Origin of the sequence: Pseudarthrobacter sp. NCCP-2145, from assembly GCF_023708005.1 — a bacterium.
Taxonomy (GTDB): Bacteria; Actinomycetota; Actinomycetes; order Actinomycetales; family Micrococcaceae; genus Arthrobacter; species Arthrobacter oxydans.
Window position 1 is genome coordinate 43,139 of sequence record NZ_BRCG01000004.1, and the last position, 16,113, is coordinate 59,251.

Below are 16,113 nucleotides of genomic sequence, written 5' to 3' on the forward strand. Positions count from 1 at the left end.
CCTACAGCCAGCCCTTCTTCTTGAAGATGCCGTACATGAGGGCCGCCATCGCGATCATGATGCCAATGGACAACGGGTAGCCCAGTTCCCAGTGGAGCTCGGGCATGTGGTCAAAGTTCATTCCGTACACGCCGGCAACGAAGGACGGCGCGAAGAAGATCGCCGCCCAGGAGGAGATCTTCTTCACTTGCTCGTTCTGTTCGGCGCTGGCCTCGTTCTGGCGGTTTGCGGTGAGGGTGCCGTCCAGGGTCAGTGCGTTCTGCAGCAGGTCCCGGAAGGAATCTGCCCGGGAGATCACGCGTTCAACGTGGTCCTCCACGTCACGGAGGCTGTGCCGCAGGTCCGTTTCCACGCCGTACTTCTCGAATCCCTGTTCCAGCTGGTGCATCATGTCCGGCAGAGGATGGATTGCCCGCTGGAACTGGATGACTTCCCGGGCCAGTTCGTAGATCCGGCGGGACACCGTGGTGTCGCCGCTGAAAAGCTGGTCCTCGATTTCGTCGATGTCGTTCTCGAGTCCGGCCACCACAGGTGCGTAGTCGTCCACCACGCGGTCCAGCAGGGCGTAGAGGACGGCTTCGGGCCCGTGGCGCAGGAGGTCGGGCCGGGCCTCCATGCGGCGCCGCACCCGGGCCACGCCGGCCATTTCTGCATGCCGGACCGTGACCACATAGTTTTTGCCGGTGAAGATGTGGAGTTCGCCGAATTCCACGCTTTCGGAGTCGTCAATGTAGCGGGCGGGCCGGAGGACGGTAAACAGGCTGTCGTCGTAGCGTTCCAGTTTGGGGCGCTGGTGCGCGGAGATGGCGTCTTCCACCGCAAGGTCGTGGAGGCCAAACTCGCTTGCCACCGCGGCCATTTCCTCCGGCGTGGGCCGGTACAGGCCAATCCAGGCCATCCCACCGTGGTGCGCAAGCATGTCAAAAGTTTGCTCAAGGGTCTCGGGCTCCACATGGCGCACGCCGTCCACGTAGACGGCATTGTCGATGATGGTCATGGCCGCCGGGCCCCGTGCGAAGGGATTGCGGCCATCAGGACATTCCTCCGATGATCGCGCCGGAGACCGCCATGGCCACCAGGTCGTGGCCGGAATCAATGAGGGTGACGGCTGCCGGGCGTCCTGCAAAGCCGTTGTGGATGACGTGGCCGCCTGCGCGGAAGACCAGGCCCATAACCAGTGCGAACATGCCGCCGGCCAGGGCGTTGTCCAGCCCAAGCCTGGCGATCAGGACGGCCAGCAGGATGGCGGTCAGTGCCGCAGCAGCCATCATCGGCAGCCAGATGCCGGCGCCGCCGCTCATGTTCTTCAGGTCGTCCTCCGTCTTGCCGATCGCGGCCATCCAGCGGTTGCCGAGCACAGCAGGCATGTACCAGACAAAGCCGATGGCCATGCTTGCGACGAAGGCCAGCAGCACGGCAAGCCAGTTGATCTGTGAGACGTATGAGAGCCAATCCATTCTGGAAATCCTAGCCGCCCGGCCATGGCGTCAGGTGTTTGATGCCTTGGCGAGCCCGCTGATCAGGGGCTCAGTGCGGTACGGGATGTGGGTGTGCAATGCCAGGACCGTTTCGGTCCGGATCACGCCCTTGATTCTCAGGACCTGCCGGAGGGAGGACTGGAGGTTGTGGGTGTCCGTGGCCACCACACGGCACCAGACATCCCCACGGCCCGAGATCTCATGGACCTCAAGGACTTGGGGAATCAACCGGAGCGCAGCGACCACGCCGTCCAGTTCGCGGTGGGACACCTCGATGGTCACAAAAGCCACCACGTCATAGCCCACCGCTTCCAGGTCCACCTCCCGGCCGCCGGGCCGCAGCACTCCCGCGCGGAGGAGGCGCCGGACCCGGGTCTGGGCCGTGTTCCGGGCAATGCCCAGAGATTCGCTCAGTTCGCCGATTTGGATCCGGGGATCACGGATCATCGCCAGGAGAATCTTGAGATCGGTGGGGTCCAACTGGTTCATTTAGTCACTCTCCATCACACACAGGCGGACATTTTGATGATCCTGCGCAATTCTTCCATGAAAATCCGATCAAAGGAGCAGCCGTAGCGCACTCTTGAGGCATCGGATATCCACCCCGCGCCGGACTCCCACAAAGACCCCCCGCCGCGGTATGAACCAGAGGCGGCACACCATGACGGTCTTCAGCGAACTCCGCATGCGCCCCGCCCCGGCCGCTGCGTCCGCCGGGTGGGATGCGTCCACCACAACCCGGCTGGTGATGGCGGGAACCGTGATTTTCACCCTCCTGGTGGGTGCCAACCTGGCCACGCCGTTGTACCCTCTCCTGCAGGCCGAACTTGGGCTTTCCACGCTGGGAGTTACTGCCGCGTTCGCCAGCTACGTCCTGTCCCTGGTCGCCACGCTGATGCTGGCCGGGCACTGGTCTGACCACATCGGCCGGCGGGCTGCGCTCATCCTGGCTGTCCTTGCAGGACTGGCCGGCGGGTGGCTCTTCTCTGAAGCAGAGACGCTCACCGCGCTCTGTGCGGGCAGGGCCCTGCAGGGGACAGCGGTTGCGCTGGCCACGGGTGCCAGCGCCGCAGCCCTGCGCGAACTCCTTCCGTCCCGCCCGGAATGGGCGTCACGCTTCACCTTGCTGGCATCATCCGGGGGAGTGGCGGCGGGGCCGGTCATTGGGGGACTGCTGTCACTCCTCCCGGGCGCCACCACAGCCCCGTACTACATCCATTCCCTGATCCTGGCCGGGCTGCTGGTGCCGCTGTTCCTGCTGCGTGCCCGGCCCGCGATCAGCCTCCCCGCACCTTCCCAGCCGCTGAAGGCCCTCGCGCCGCGCCGCCCTTCCGTGTCCCGCGAGGCGAGGGGCGCCTTCTGGCTTGCCTCGGGCGTCGGATTCCTCAGCTTCGCGGTCTTCGGGTTCTGCCTGTCGCTTGCCCCCGGCTACTTCGCGCAGGTGCTGCACACGGACTCGCGCCCCCTGGTGGGCGTCCTGGCCGGCCTCGCCCTGGCATCCTCCGCACTGAGCCAGCTGCTGACCCTCCGCGGCCGCTACACGGTTCCAGCCGGACTGGCGGTCCTGGGCGTGTCCGTCGCGCTGCTGGGGGCGGCGGGAGCATGGAACAGTCCCGTCCTGCTGGTGGCCGCAGCCCTTGCCGCCGGTGTGGGCCAGGGGATCGCGTTCCGCACCGTCTTCAACGATGTTGCTGCCAGGGTGGAGGCGTCGCGCCACGCACAGATTGTCAGCACCGTCTACGTCATCACCTACCTCGGCAGCGCGGTGCCGGTCCTCGGCCTTGGCTGGGCCGCCGGTGTCTTCGGCCTGCCCGCTGCCGTGGCCGGGTTCGTGGGGCTGTGCGGCGGTGCGGCACTGATCCTGTCGGCCGTGACGCTCCGGCTCGCGCTCATCGGGCGGCGCAAGTAGCCTGCGAGGCAGGCTTCACCCGGCAGGTTTCGGCAGCCCTGCTAATCCGGCAACGGACCGTGGTTGCCCTGGATGTGTTCGAACACCAGCGTTGTCTCGGTGTGCCCCACCACGGGGTCCGTAGCCAGGTTGTCCAGCACCCAGTCCCGCAGGTCCTCGGTGGTTGCGACGGCGATATGCAGCAGGTAGTCCACCGACCCTGAGGTGTGGAAGGTGGACAGCACTGCTGGCAGATGCGGCACCCTGCCTGTGAAACGGTCGATCTGGTCGCGGTCGTGCGCGCGGAGCCGCACGGCAACCAAGGCCTGTACGGACCGGCCGATCGCTGACAGGTTGAGCTTGGCCTCGTACCCCTGGACGATGCCCCGCTCTGACAGGGCGCGGGTGCGCATCAGGGCGGTGGAAGGGGCAATTCCCACCAGTTCCGCGAGCTGCTTGTTGGAGATCCGGGCATCGGCCACCAGGGCCGCCAGGAGCCGCTCGTCGATCGCGTCCAGCGGTTCCAGGTGCGCTCCCGGCCTGGCGTTCCTGGCATTCGTGCTCACTGCTGCTCCTCGTGACGATCCTGGGTTTCATCCTAGCCGCGCCAGGCTGCGGTACCAGGTACTTTGCGTGCCGGTCGCCGAATTTCGCGCTGCCGCATCCCGGCGCGGAAAGCAGAATCTTCACGGGAGCGCCCTGGATGACGGAACCACAGTGCCGCCGGCTTCTACGCCGCGGCGCGTTCCTTCCCGGGGTGGACGACGGCGACAGCCGCCGCAGTGAGGCAGGCAAGGACCATGACTGCCGCGGCCAGGGCATTCCAGCCAACGGACTGGAACACCAGTCCGCCGGCCCAGCCGATGATGCTGGACCCGAGGTAGTAGGCCAGGTTGTACAGCGAGGCGGCCTGGGCCCGGCCGGTGCTGGCAAGGGCGCCGGTCCACCCGGCCCCAATGCTGTGGGCGGCGAAGAAACCGCCGGTGAACACCACCAGGCCCGCCAGGATCAGGGCAAGGGATTGCGTCAGCGTCAGGGCAAGGCCCGCCGTGGACAACGCCAGGCCTGCGAGCAGGACAGCCCGGCGGCCAAAGCGAAGGGTCAGCCCCGCGGACCAGCGCGACGTGACGGTCCCTGACAGGTAGGCGAGGAAGATCAGGCTGATCAGTGTCCCCGGAAGGCCGAAGGGTTCGCCGGACAGCCGGAACCCCAGGTAGTTGTACACCGCCACGAACCCGCCCATCATCAGGAAGGCCTGGCCATAAAGGACGAGCAGCCGGACGTTCCGCAGGTGGCCGCCGAGGGTCCGGAACGCCCCGCGCAGCCCGGCCGCGGGGGCGGTGACAAATCCCTGGGCCTTCGGCACCAGGATGAGGAAGGCGACGGCGGCGAGGGTGGCAAGGATGGACACCGCCAGTGCCGCCGCGCGCCAGCCCCACAGTTCGCCGGCCGGACCGGCCACCAGCCGGCCGGCGAGCCCGCCCAGGGTGGTGCCGGCAACATAGCTTCCGGCCGCCAGTGCCGCGTGGACTTTGGTAACTTCCTCGTTGAGGTAGGCAATGGCGATGGCCGGGATGCCGCCAAGCGCCATCCCCTCAAGGAGCCGCAGGGCAAGCAGCATGCCAAAGCTGGTGGACAGCGGAACCAGCAGCCCAAGGATGGTGGCTATCGAAATGCCCCACGCCATGGCCCGGACCCGGCCGATCCGGTCCGCCAGGAAGGACCAGGGAATCACTGTCACCGCGAGGCCCACGGTGGCCAAGGAGATGGTCAGGGCGGCCTCCGCCGCACTGACCCGCAGGTCTGAGGCCAGGATCGGCAGCACGGCCTGGGTGGAATAAAGCTGGGCGAAGGTGGCCACGCCGGCGAAGGACAGGCCGGCGAGGATCCTGGCATACGCCGTCGAGCCCTTTGCATGTCCATTCCAGCGCGGGGTGGGAGTGCTGTCCGGCCGGACGATGTGTGCCATGCGGCCAGCGTAGCTTTCGGGCAATGGATGCATCCAATGCATGGCTCGTGCAAAACTCATAGCATCAACGGATGAGTCCGCGGGCAGCTCACGGAGGACGAACACATGGAGCAAGACCAGAAGCAGCTCGTGCAGCTGCTGCCGCTCCTGCCCGTGCTCGCTGAGCTGGGGCGGACCGAGCACGTCACGGAAACCGCGGAACTGCTGGGAGTACCCCAGTCCACGGTGAGCCGCGCCCTTGCCCGGGCGAGCGCCGTCGTCGGGACCGAACTCCTGGTCCGGGACGGCAGGGGAGTCCGCCTGACACCCGCCGCCCGCACCCTGCTGCCGTACATCGAGCAGGCCCTCACGGCGTTCCAGGCGGGGCTGGACCTCGTCCGCGACGAGTCGGACGTGGTGCGGGGGAGGATTTCCCTCTCCTTCCAGCACACGTTCGGCGAGGCCGCCCTGCCGCTCCTGATCAGTGCCTTCCGGACCCGTCATCCCGGCGCTGCCTTCACGCTGAGCCAGGGGGCCCGGAATGCCTGCCTTGACGAGCTGGCCTCGGGTGAGTCGGACCTGGCACTGACGGCTCCCGTGGCGCCGCCCGGCCGGAACCTGTCCTCGGCGCCGCTGTACCGTGAACCGCTGCGCCTGGTGGTACACCACAGCCATCCCCTCGCCGCGCAGCCCTCCGCCCGGCTCGCCGACATCAGGGCAGACCCCTTTGTGGCGCTCGGGCCCGGGTACGGCATGCGTTCGCTCACCGATGCGCTGTTCCGCGAGGCCGGCTACCGGCCGCGCATCGCCTTCGAAAGCCAGGACTCGCACACGGTCCGGGGACTGGTCTCCGCCGGCCTGGGCGTCAGCATCCTGCCGCCGGGAGGTGATGCCCCGGGCCGTACCGTCAGCCCCGAAACCGGGAACCTGGGCTGGGTCGAAGTTCCCCTCGACTCCGCCCTGGCGTTCCGCGAGGTGGGCCTGTCCTGGCGGCGGCGGAAGCCTGGTTCGGAGCCGGTGCCGGTACGGCTGTTCCGGGACCTGGTGGTGACGGAGGGGCCAGGACTGCTGGCGGGACTGGTGCGGCAGCGGTCCCGCTAGCTGCGGCCGGGAACGGCGGGGATGGGCCGTCCGCCGCCCCCGCACCATTACCCTTGTGACGTGACCAACACCGAAAATTCCTCCGCGCTTCCCGCCGCCGCCCAGAATCCCGCCTCAACTCCGCTCCGCGGTGTCATCATCGGGCTGGACATTGGTGGCACCAAGACCCACGGGGTCCGCTTCGAGGACGGGGTGCCGGTGGCGGATGAGTCCGCCGGCAGCTCCAACGTGCAGAACGTCACCCGCGACGAGGCGGCCGCCAACCTTGCCGACCTCTTCGCGCGCATCGGCGGAGGGCAGGTGTCCCAGGTCTACGCGGGCTCGGGCGGCATCGACACCGAAGACGACGCCGCAGCCCTGGCGTCACTGATCCAGCCGCACGTGCCCGGTGCCCGGGTGACCGTGGTGCACGATTCACGGCTGCTGCTGGCCGCCGGGCACGCAAGCACGGGAGTCGCGGTGATTGCGGGCACCGGCTCGGCCGCCTGGGGCAGGAATGCCGACGGCGGCGAGGCCAGGGCAGGCGGCTGGGGCTACCTCCTGGGCGACGAAGGCAGCGGTTACTGGCTTGGCCGCGAAGCGGTGCGGCACAGCCTGGGCCGGATGAACCGGGGCCTGCCCGCCGACGAACTCACCACGGCCCTGCTGCAGTCCTGCGGGGTGGGCGACCCCAACCGCCTCATCGCGCTGTTCCATTCACCGAAGACCGGCCGGCGCTTCTGGGCCCAGCAGGCCCGGTATGTGGTGGAGGCTGCGGCAGGAGGCCACCGGGAAAGCCAGGCGCTGCTGGACAAGGCCGGGAAGGACCTTGCCGCCCTGGCCCTGCAGGTGCTGCAGCAGCTGGGTATCACCGGCCCCGTGATCCTGGGCGGCGGACTGGGAATGAACGTGGCACCGCTGCAGCACTCCTTCCGCCGCCACCTGATGGATGCCGGGGTGACAGACATCCGCGTGCTGGACCAGGAACCAGTCTTCGGTGTGCTTCAGCTGGTGGCAGAGCAGGCCTGATCCGGCCCGGTCCTTTAAAGCCGTTTCCGGGGCGTCAGCCGTACGCCCGGGAGGGGAGGGGCGGGAATGCGTCCCGCCTCGGGCCCCGCGTCCGGACCGTGGCCGGGGACCAGGCCGTACCGGGCCGCCGCCGTCTCCGTTTCCGGCAGGCCGGCCTGGGCTTCCCAGTCGCTCCTGGCCTGCTCCACTTCCTCGTGCGTGCGGCCCACAAAGTTCCACCACATCAGCAGCTCTTCCTGGAAGGGCTCGCCGCCGATGAGGAGGAAACGCGTGCCGGGGAGTGCCTGCACCTGCAGCTCCGTGCGGCCCGTGCCCAGGTAGCCCAGCGGGCCCGGTGGAATCTCCTGGCCGTCCACCGCCAGGCCGCCGTCGAGCACAAGGATGCCGTGCTCAAACGCGGCATTGAGCGGCAGCACGGCGGTCCCGCTGCACGAGACGTCCGCACCCACGATCGGTGAATACATGGTTGCCGGCGACGCGATGCCGGCAAATTCACCCACCATCACCGTGGCGGTGAAGCCGTGCCCGCTGGCGCGGGGAAGTTCACGGTGCTGCTCGAATGCCGGCTCCCGGTGCCGTTCACCGCCGGGCAGGGCCACCCAGAGCTGCAGCCCGCGCTGCACCGGCAGGGCTTCGCCGGCAGGGGGAAGCACGGCGAACTCGGAATGGGAGACGCCGTGGCCCGCCGTCATGATGTTCAGTTCACCCGGCCGGACCACAACGTCGCTGCCCACGCTGTCCCGGTGGCGGATGTGGCCGGCCAGGGGCCAGGTCACGGTTTGCAGGCCAATGTGGGGGTGGGGGAGTACGGACATCGCAGTCCGGTCCGGGCCAAAGCTGTCCAGGAAGCACCATGCCCCGATGGTGGGCAGGCCGCGCTGCGGCAGCGTCCGCTGGACGTTCATGGCGCGGACTCCGCCGAGCGGTACCTCGCGTTCCGGCCACAGCTGAAGGCAGGGGCCGGAACTGCCCTCAGGGGCTGCCGGCGGACAGACTTCCTGCTGCGGCGCTATTTCCAAGTTGGTCACCCCACCACTTTATGGCTGGTCGGCCCACGGCGGAACAGCGGCCCGGGCCACGGCGGTTGCGGGCCGGAACGGCACTTCCCATCCGCGCCGGTCCCGGCTCCGAATGGTTACAGTAGGGATTCCTTTGCCCGGATTCGGGGCGCTGCAGGTGTTGCCGGGCCGGGTTTGGGTTACCGTAACTATCAGCGTGCTGATGACAATGTCGCGGTGCTTCCAGAAGCCCGTCCCAGAGAACAGGTGAGTCCGCACCATGGACCAGGCGATGATCGAGTTTCAGAGCGTTACCAAGCAGTTCCAGGGCGGGCAGCCCGCCGTGGACAACCTCTCCATGTCCATCGGCAAGGGTTCAATCACCGTCTTCGTGGGCCCGTCAGGCTGCGGCAAAACCACCTCGCTCCGCATGATCAACAGGATGGTGGAACCCACCTCCGGGGCCATCACGGTGGACGGCAAGGATGTCACCTCCGTGCCGGCGCCCGAACTGCGCCGTTCAATGGGGTACGTCATGCAGTCCGCCGGGCTGCTGCCCCACCGCTCGGTCCTGGACAACATTGCCACCGTGCCCCGGCTGAACGGCGTGTCCAAGGCCGACGCCCGCCGGCGCGCCGAGGAACTCCTGGACGTCGTGGGCCTGGCCCGGTCACTCGCCAAGCGTTACCCGTCGCAGCTGTCCGGCGGCCAGCAGCAGCGCGTGGGCGTGGCCCGTGCGCTCGCCGCCGATCCACCCATTTTGCTCATGGATGAGCCGTTCAGCGCCGTGGATCCCGTGGTCCGCGACGAGCTCCAACAGGAGCTGCTGCGGCTCCAGAAGGACCTGGCCAAGACCATCGTGTTCGTCACGCACGACATCGATGAAGCCACCGTGCTGGGCGACAAGGTGGCCGTCTTTGCCGTGGGCGGAAAGCTTGCGCAGTACGCGACGCCGGAGGAAATCCTCCGTGCCCCGGCAAATGACTTCGTGGCATCCTTCGTGGGACGGGACCGGGGATTCCGGCACCTTGGCTTCACCTCGTCCGACGGCGTCACCCTCCATTCGGTGCCGACCATCGTCCGCGGACGCAGGGGCTCCGGAACCGATCAGGACGCAACAAGCGGCTGGCAACTGGTGGTGGACGAAGACATGCGGCCGCTGGGCTGGTCCACTCCCGGCACTGCCGCCGGACTCATCCCGGGAGGTTCGCTGTTCCGCCCCGGGGAAAGCCTGCGCCGCGCGCTGGACGCTGCGCTGTCCTCGCCGTCGGGCCTCGGCGTCGCCGTGGATGCGGAGGGCCGGGTGCAGGGTGTCATCCGGGGCGGAGAAGTGCTGGCCCTCATTGAAGAAGCGCGCCAGCTCCGGCAGGCTGCACTCTGATGGAGTGGTTCCTGGCCAACATCGGCATGGTCCTGGAACGGTCCGGCCAGCACCTGGTGCTTGCCCTCGTCCCCATGGTCCTGGGCCTGGCCATCTCCCTTCCCCTGGCGCAGCTGGCCCGGCAGAGCCGGGCGCTCCGCTCGGCGGTGCTGACGGCCTCCTCGCTGCTGTACACCATTCCCTCGCTGGCGCTGTTCATCATCCTTCCCACGATCCTGGGCACCAGGATCCTGGACCCGCTCAACGTGGTGGTGGCCCTGACCATCTACGCTGTTGCGCTCCTGGTCCGTGCCGCCCTGGACGCCTTCGACTCGGTGAGCGAGGACGTGGGACAGGCCGCGGTGGCCATGGGGTACAAGCCGCTGGCGCGGTTCCTCCGGGTGGACCTGCCGCTGTCCCTGCCGGTCATGTTCGCCGGGCTCCGGGTGGTGTCCGTCAGCAACATCTCCCTGGTCAGCGTGGCAGCGCTGCTTGGCATCGGAAACCTGGGCATGCTGTTCACATCAGGGCTGCAGCGGGGCTTCATAACGGAAATTGTGGTGGGGATCATCGCCATCCTTGTCCTCGCCCTGCTGATGGACGCTTTGCTTGTCCTGCTGGAACGGCTCCTCACGCCGTGGGAGCGGGCCGGAAAGATCCGCCCGGGACTGGTGCCGGCGGCTGAGGGGGACCGGGCATGAGCAATGTTTTCTCCGACACCTTCGCCTGGCTGGCCGATCCGCTGCACTGGACCGGCGCGGCAGGCATTCCCGCCCGGCTGGGTGAGCATCTCCAGTACACCGGCCTGGTCATGCTGATTGCAGTTGCCATTGCCGTTCCCGTTGGCATGTACGTCGGCCACACGGGCAGGGGAAGGGTTGCCGTGGTGGCGCTGGCCGGTGCGCTGCGCGCCCTGCCCACCTTGGGGTTGCTGACCCTCTTCGTACTGCTCGCCGGAATCGGGCTGATGCCGCCCATCTGGGCGCTCGTCATCCTCACGGTCCCCCCGCTGCTGGCCGGCACCTATGCCGGGATCTCCAGCGTGGACCGCAACGTGGTGGATGCCGCCCGCGCCATGGGCATGACCGAACTGCAGGTCCTGTTCCGGGCAGAGCTGCCCAACGCCCTGACCGTCATGTTTGGCGGCTTCCGGACCGGCGTGCTGCAGGTCATCGCCACCGTCTCCGTGGTGGCCTACATCAATCTGGGCGGCCTGGGCCGCTACCTTTTCGACGGCCTGGTCCTCAGCGACTTCCCGCAGATGCTCGGTGGGTCCCTGCTCATCGCAGCGCTCGCCATCGCCGTCGACCTCGTCCTGTCCCTTTTCCAGAAGCTGTTCCTGGCAACAGGCGCCTCTGGCCAGTCCCGCCGCAGCCAGCAGGCTGCGGCCGATCTCACAGACCCCGTCCTGACGGAGGCTGTGGTACAAGGAGGTAAATCATGAAAGAAAGCCGTCCACACCACCTCGGCAGGCGGGCCTTCAGCGGCCTCGCCGCCGGGCTCGGCCTGGCCATGGCACTGTCCGCGTGCGGAGGATCCTCCGATCCGCTGAGCAACGCGCCGGCCACCAGCGGGGCAGCGTCCGGGGAAGCAACATCCCTCGTTGTCGGCTCGGCTGACTTCCCGGAAAGCCAGATCGTGGCGGAACTCTACGCAGGAGCCCTGACCGCCGCCGGCATCACCGCCACCACCAAGCCGAACATCGGCTCCCGCGAGGTATACATCAAGGCCGTGCAGGACGGATCGGTGGACGTGGTTCCGGACTACACGGGCAACCTCCTGCTGCACGTGGACAAGGAAGCGTCCGAGGAGTCAGCGGACGACATCGCCGCGGCCCTGCCGGACAAGCTGCCGGACGGACTCGCGGTCCTGGAACCCTCCAAGGCCGAGAACAAGGACGCCATGGTGGTCACCAAGGCCACGGCCGAAAAGTACCAGCTGAAGTCCCTCGAGGACCTGGCCAAGGTGTGCAGCGAGATCGTGGTGGGCGCACCCGCCACCTTCGCCGAGCGCGCCTACGGGCTGCCCGGCCTGAAGGAAAACTACAACTGCGAGCCGAAGAAACTGGAACCGTTCAGTGACGGCGGCGGTCCCGTGACGCTCAAGGCGCTCCTGGAGGACCAGGTGCAGGTGGCCGACATCTACACCACAACCCCGTCCATCGCCGACAACGATCTTGTGGTCCTTGAGGACCCCAAGAACAACTTCATCGCCCAGCAGGTGGTTCCGCTGTACAACGAGGCGAAGATGACCGACACGGCCAAGGAGGCCCTCAACTCGGTGTCCCGCATCCTGACCACCGAGGACCTCATCAACCTGAACCGTGCCGTCAGCGGCAGCCAGAAGCAGGGGGCCAAGGAAGCGGCGGACGCGTGGCTCAAGGAAAAGGGCATCGTCAAGTAGGTCTTCCTTCCTGACCGCCTAAGCAGTACGACGGCGGCGCGCGCACCCTGTGGCTGACGTCTCAACGGCCGTCCATCCTTCCTGTGGCATATTTGAGGGATGGCAGAATTCAGGCAGTCCACCAAGCTCAACAACGTCCTTTACGACATCCGTGGACCGATCCTCCAGGCTGCCCAGCAGATGGAAGCGGAGGGGCACCGTATCCTCAAGCTGAACATCGGAAATCCCGCGCCGTTTGGCTTTGAAGCGCCGGACGCCATCCTCGTGGACATGATCCGCCACCTGCCGCACGCCCAGGGCTACAGCGATTCCCGGGGCATCTTCTCCGCACGGACCGCTGTCTCGCAGTACTACCAGACCCGGGACATCCAGAACATCCACGTGGATGACATCTACCTGGGCAATGGCGTGAGCGAACTCATCACCATGTCCCTGATGGCCCTGCTCAACGACGGTGACGAGGTCCTGATCCCCACCCCGGACTACCCGCTGTGGACCGCTTCCGTGGCGCTGGCCGGCGGCAGGCCCGTCCACTACCTCTGCGACGAGGAAACGGGCTGGCAGCCGGACTTGGAAGACATGGAAGCCAAGATCACGCCCCGCACCAAGGGAATCGTGGTCATCAATCCAAACAACCCCACCGGCGCGGTCTACCCGGAAGAGACGCTGAAGAAGATCGTCGCCCTCGCTGAGAAGCACGGCCTGGTGGTCTTTGCCGACGAGATCTACGAAAAGATCCTGTACGAGGACGCCGTCCACATCAACCTGGCCAAACTGACAGGCGACGACGTCCTCTGCCTGACGTTCAGTGGCCTGTCCAAGGCGTACCGGGTATGCGGCTACCGGGCCGGCTGGATGGCCATCTCCGGCCCCAAGAAGGACGCGGCGGACTACCTTGAAGGCATCAGCCTGCTGGCCAACATGCGCCTGTGTGCCAACGTTCCGGCCCAGCATGCCATCCAGACGGCGCTGGGCGGGTACCAGAGCATCAACGACCTGATCCTGCCCGGCGGGCGGCTGCTGGAGCAGCGCAACAAGGCCTACGACATGCTCAACGCCATCCCCGGCGTGAGCACCCAGCAGGCCCGCGGTGCGCTCTACCTTTTCCCCAAACTGGACCCCGAGGTCTACCACATCCGCGACGACGAGAAGTTTGTCCTGGACCTGCTCCGGGAACAAAAAATCCTGGTGTCCCATGGCAGGGCGTTCAACTGGGTCCGTCCGGACCACTTCCGCATGGTCACCCTGCCCAACGTCAAGGACATCGAAGAAGCGGTGGGGCGGATGGGGGACTTCCTCAGCAGGTATCAGGGCAACTAGCCTGTGTTCACGGGCGCTTCGGTCCCGTGGAACTTCGCGAAAGGATTTCCCATGTCCGGCGCCCCAGGCTTTGACCAGCACCCCTCTGAGACCCTGCGGGCAGGAAAGGGTTTTTCCCTGGCCGACGTGGACCCCGATTCCACGCCGGGCTTCAAGGGCACCAAGGAGGACGGCCAGGCCCTGCTGGCGGAACTCGACGACGGGCTGGCGGAACTGCAGGAAAAGCTGTTCGCCGAGTCCCGGTTCGGCGGGCGCAAGCGCATCCTGCTGATCCTCCAGGCCATGGACACCGCGGGCAAGGGCGGCATCGTCAACCATGTAATGGCCGCCATGGATCCCCAAGGTGTGCAGTTCAAGGCCTTCAAGGCTCCCACGGATGAGGAGAAATCCTACGACTTCCTGTGGCGGATCGAAAAGGAAGTACCCGCCGCCGGGATGGTGGGGGTGTTCGACCGTTCGCACTATGAGGATGTCCTGATCCACCGCGTCCACCGCTGGGCCAGCCCGGAGGAGATCAAGCGGCGGTACGTGGCCATCAACGAGTTCGAGGCCAGGCTCAGCGGCTCCGGAACCACGGTGGTCAAGGTGATGCTCCACATCAGTGGAGACGAGCAGAAGGAGCGGCTGCTGGCACGGCTGGACAACCCGGCCAAGCACTGGAAATACAGCCGCGGCGACCTCGACGAGCGGGCTTTCTGGGTGGACTACATGAGTGCCTACCAGGCAGCCATTGATGAAACCAACACCGCGAACGCGCCCTGGCATGTGGTCCCGGCCAACAAGAAGTGGTTTGCCCGGATCGCCGTGCAGCAGCTGCTGCTGGGTGCGCTGAACGGAATGGACCTTCAGTGGCCCAAGGCGGAGTTCGATGTCGCCCTGGAACGCGAGCTGGTAGTGCGGTCCTGACGCTTCCCTTCAGCCTGCGGCTGCGGGCCTAGAGCGGCTGGTCGCGGGCAGCTGCCAGCCGCTTCCGGGCGCCCTCCAGCCATTCCTCGCACCGTGCGGCCAGGGCCTCGCCGCGTTCCCACAGGGCCAGGGATTCTTCAAGGCTGGCGCCGCCGGCCTCAAGCTTTCCCACCACAGCGATGAGCTGTTCACGGGCTTCCTCATAGCTCAGTGCCTGGATGTCGGCCGCTGGTTTCTGCTCAGTCATTCAGATTCTCCGGTTTCGGTAAGGGGCTGTTCGAGTAACCCGGTGGAGGTTGCGCCGAAGCGGCCTTCGGCCACGCGGATGGACAGGGGCGAGCCGGCCGGAGCCTCGGCCGGGCGGCGCACCACGGCGTGGCCGGCGGTGCCGGCTTCCGCCCGCTTTCCGGCGAGTTCGACGACGGCGTACCCCCGGTCCAGCGTCTTCTGCGGTGACAGCGCACGCACCTGGGCTTTCAAGTGCTCCAGCTGGTCGGCCGCGCGGACCACGGAGGAGCTAACGGCGGCGGAGGACCTCCGGAGCAGCCTCTCAATTTCCTCGGAGCGGATGGTCACGAGGCCTTCCGGCGCTGCCAGCACGGGCCGTGAATGGAGGGACGCCAGGCGGTCCGTTTCCCTGTCCACCAGCCGTTCCATGCACCGGCGCAGCTGCACCCGTGCCTGGCGCACCCCTGCCAGTTCCTCGGACACCTCCGGGACAATCCGCTTGGCGGCGTCCGTGGGTGTGGAAGCCCGCAGGTCCGCGACGTCGTCCAGCAGCGGCCGGTCAGCCTCGTGGCCGATGGCGCTGACCACCGGGGTGGCGGCGGCGGCCACGGCACGGATCAGTTCCTCGCTGTTGAAGGGCAGGAGGTCTTCCAGGGCGCCGCCGCCGCGGGCGATGACGATGACGTCCACCTCGGGCAGGGCGTCCAGGTCGCGGAGGGCCCGGACCACCTGGGCCACCGCGGTGTTCCCCTGCACGGCCACCTCCCGGATTTCAAACTCGACTGCCGGCCAGCGCAGGGCCGCGTTGCGCAGGATGTCCTTCTTGGCGTCGGAATCACGGCCGGTGATGAGGCCGATGCGGTGCGGCAGCAGGGGCAGGGGCTTCTTGCGGGAGTCCGCGAAGAGCCCTTCGGCGGAGAGCGCCTGGCGCAGCCTCTCTATCCGGGCCAGGAGATCGCCCAGGCCCACCGGCCTGATGTCCCTGACCAGCATGTTCAGCCGGCCGGTCTTGAGCCAGAACTCCGGCTTCAGCAGGGCAACCACGCGCGAGCCCCGCTCCAGCGGCAGGTTCTGGCGTTCCAGCACCTTGGTCCACACGGAGGCAGGCAGCGAGACCTCGGCGTCGACATCCCTCAGGGTGAGGTAGGCGTTGGTGCCCCGGCGGTTCAGCTCAATAACCTGCCCTTCAACCCACGCAGACGGCGTCCGGTCTATATGGGCTTTGAGCTTCTGTGACAGCACCTGGAGCGGCCATGGGTTGTCCGGGCTGGTTTCGGCAGCAGTGGCAGGCAGGGTGGTGGGCGCCGCGAGCTGCTGGCCGGGGACCGGAAGCGACGCCTGTTCAGACATGCGGGCGCTCGTGGCGGGCTGTAGCTGCGGGCATGGGGTCCTTCGTCCGTTGGGCGGCTGGTTGTGTCCGGCGGTCATTCAACCTTATCCATAAGCTCTACCACCAAGGACTGACAAGGGTGCCG

17 protein-coding genes are annotated in these 16,113 nt (G+C 67.2%); 9 read left to right on the forward strand and 8 right to left on the reverse strand.

The window, feature by feature from the left end; all coding sequences use genetic code 11:
- Position 1: 1 nt before the first annotated feature.
- The 3 genes from corA to NFU08_RS04500 are packed head-to-tail and all read right to left on the reverse strand — an operon-like array spanning position 2 to position 1,967.
- Complete coding sequence (gene corA, locus NFU08_RS04490; RefSeq protein ID WP_174176531.1) at positions 2-997, reverse strand: magnesium/cobalt transporter CorA; 996 nt, start codon at positions 995-997, stop codon at positions 2-4.
- Positions 998-1,031: 34 nt separating this feature from the next.
- Entirely contained in the window at positions 1,032-1,457 is a 426-nt protein-coding gene (locus NFU08_RS04495) for a DUF1761 domain-containing protein (RefSeq protein WP_174176529.1), read from the reverse strand.
- A gap of 30 nt (positions 1,458-1,487) precedes the next feature.
- Entirely contained in the window at positions 1,488-1,967 is a 480-nt protein-coding gene (locus NFU08_RS04500; protein WP_174176527.1) for an Lrp/AsnC family transcriptional regulator, read from the reverse strand.
- Between the two features lie 172 nt (positions 1,968-2,139).
- On the opposite strand from NFU08_RS04500, the gene NFU08_RS04505 reads away from it, so the two are divergent.
- The gene (locus tag NFU08_RS04505; RefSeq protein WP_174176525.1) at positions 2,140-3,387 is read left to right on the forward strand and encodes an MFS transporter; all 1,248 of its coding nucleotides are present in this window, start codon (positions 2,140-2,142) and stop codon (positions 3,385-3,387) included.
- A 41-nt stretch (positions 3,388-3,428) separates the two neighbouring features.
- On the opposite strand, the gene NFU08_RS04510 is transcribed toward NFU08_RS04505, so the two are convergent.
- Both NFU08_RS04510 and NFU08_RS04515 read right to left on the reverse strand, forming a co-directional pair.
- Complete coding sequence (locus NFU08_RS04510; protein ID WP_066277621.1) at positions 3,429-3,932, reverse strand: Lrp/AsnC family transcriptional regulator; 504 nt, start codon at positions 3,930-3,932, stop codon at positions 3,429-3,431.
- A 164-nt stretch (positions 3,933-4,096) separates the two neighbouring features.
- Complete coding sequence (locus NFU08_RS04515; protein WP_251421030.1) at positions 4,097-5,335, reverse strand: MFS transporter; 1,239 nt, start codon at positions 5,333-5,335, stop codon at positions 4,097-4,099.
- Positions 5,336-5,440: 105 nt separating this feature from the next.
- Here NFU08_RS04515 and NFU08_RS04520 point away from each other — a divergent pair, with 105 nt between their 5' ends.
- Together NFU08_RS04520 and NFU08_RS04525 are read left to right on the forward strand one after the other, a co-directional pair.
- Positions 5,441-6,415, forward strand: coding sequence for a LysR family transcriptional regulator (locus tag NFU08_RS04520; protein ID WP_174176521.1), 975 nt, complete (start codon positions 5,441-5,443; stop codon positions 6,413-6,415).
- A 60-nt stretch (positions 6,416-6,475) separates the two neighbouring features.
- Positions 6,476-7,423 carry an N-acetylglucosamine kinase gene (locus NFU08_RS04525; protein WP_251421032.1) on the forward strand — a complete coding sequence of 316 codons (948 nt, stop codon included), beginning with the start codon at positions 6,476-6,478 and terminating at the stop codon, positions 7,421-7,423.
- 14 nt (positions 7,424-7,437) lie between these two features.
- Here the strand turns inward: NFU08_RS04525 and NFU08_RS04530 are convergent, their stop codons facing one another.
- Entirely contained in the window at positions 7,438-8,451 is a 1,014-nt protein-coding gene (locus NFU08_RS04530; protein WP_251421034.1) for a pirin family protein, read from the reverse strand.
- A gap of 250 nt (positions 8,452-8,701) precedes the next feature.
- Between NFU08_RS04530 and NFU08_RS04535 the strand changes: the two genes are divergently transcribed.
- The 6 genes from NFU08_RS04535 (at position 8,702) to NFU08_RS04560 (ending at position 14,410) form a co-directional block, all read left to right on the forward strand.
- Entirely contained in the window at positions 8,702-9,802 is a 1,101-nt protein-coding gene (locus tag NFU08_RS04535) for an ABC transporter ATP-binding protein (RefSeq protein WP_285835571.1), read from the forward strand.
- A complete protein-coding gene (locus NFU08_RS04540; protein ID WP_251421038.1) occupies positions 9,802-10,482 on the forward strand; it encodes an ABC transporter permease in 681 nt (226 codons plus the stop codon). The genes NFU08_RS04535 and NFU08_RS04540 overlap by 1 nt, the downstream gene beginning before the upstream one ends.
- Positions 10,479-11,225: an ABC transporter permease gene (locus NFU08_RS04545; protein ID WP_251421040.1), complete on the forward strand. Its 747-nt coding sequence runs from the start codon at positions 10,479-10,481 to the stop codon at positions 11,223-11,225. The genes NFU08_RS04540 and NFU08_RS04545 overlap by 4 nt, the downstream gene beginning before the upstream one ends.
- Complete coding sequence (locus NFU08_RS04550; RefSeq protein WP_174176510.1) at positions 11,222-12,184, forward strand: ABC transporter substrate-binding protein; 963 nt, start codon at positions 11,222-11,224, stop codon at positions 12,182-12,184. The genes NFU08_RS04545 and NFU08_RS04550 overlap by 4 nt, the downstream gene beginning before the upstream one ends.
- Positions 12,185-12,283: 99 nt before the next feature.
- Complete coding sequence (locus tag NFU08_RS04555; RefSeq protein ID WP_174176508.1) at positions 12,284-13,504, forward strand: pyridoxal phosphate-dependent aminotransferase; 1,221 nt, start codon at positions 12,284-12,286, stop codon at positions 13,502-13,504.
- A 51-nt stretch (positions 13,505-13,555) separates the two neighbouring features.
- Complete coding sequence (locus NFU08_RS04560) at positions 13,556-14,410, forward strand: polyphosphate kinase 2 family protein (RefSeq protein WP_251421043.1); 855 nt, start codon at positions 13,556-13,558, stop codon at positions 14,408-14,410.
- 28 nt (positions 14,411-14,438) lie between these two features.
- On the opposite strand, the gene NFU08_RS04565 is transcribed toward NFU08_RS04560, so the two are convergent.
- A complete protein-coding gene (locus NFU08_RS04565) occupies positions 14,439-14,657 on the reverse strand; it encodes an exodeoxyribonuclease VII small subunit (protein ID WP_066277590.1) in 219 nt (72 codons plus the stop codon).
- The gene (gene xseA, locus NFU08_RS04570) at positions 14,654-15,988 is read right to left on the reverse strand and encodes an exodeoxyribonuclease VII large subunit (protein WP_251421045.1); all 1,335 of its coding nucleotides are present in this window, start codon (positions 15,986-15,988) and stop codon (positions 14,654-14,656) included. The genes NFU08_RS04565 and xseA overlap by 4 nt, the downstream gene beginning before the upstream one ends.
- Between the last annotated feature and the right edge of the window lie 125 nt (positions 15,989-16,113).